Raw genomic sequence first — 411 nt, forward strand, 5'->3', positions numbered from 1 at the left:
TGCCTCATTGCGTCGCTTTTTGCTGTCCCACAGTATTTTTTTCCTGCCATCCACCCATTTTTCGACCTGCTCTTCAGCAGTCAGCTGCTGCGCTTCGGTCAGATCAAAAATATCCGGGTTATTCGGGAAGTGAACGGCACCGGGAAGCGGTTCATCCCCTTCCGGCGTCAGTGTGAAGCGGTTATAAATCTGCTCTTTCGCGGTATCCGTACCGATTTCGGTAAGGTAAACCCCGTTTTTGTTTCGCTTACGTGGCATGCTGGCCACCGGCTTTCCGTAGACGGATGCCCCTTTAATGGGGATCACCCGGAACAGCCCATGTTTTTTCGAGCGTTCATACACAATGGTCGGGTCAATCCCGCCAGTATCCCAGCAGATACGGGATATCGACATTTCTGCACCATTCCGGCG

The 411-nt window shown here is 52.6% G+C and carries 1 protein-coding gene; it reads right to left on the bottom strand.

Annotated elements, in window-relative coordinates; all coding sequences use genetic code 11:
- Positions 1-411 (bottom strand): terminase gpA endonuclease subunit (locus tag J0A69_RS22435; RefSeq protein WP_206588858.1); only part of this gene is annotated, 411 nt, incomplete at both ends.

This window comes from Algoriphagus pacificus (genome assembly GCF_017254845.1).
Lineage (GTDB): Bacteria > Bacteroidota > Bacteroidia > Cytophagales > Cyclobacteriaceae > Algoriphagus > Algoriphagus pacificus.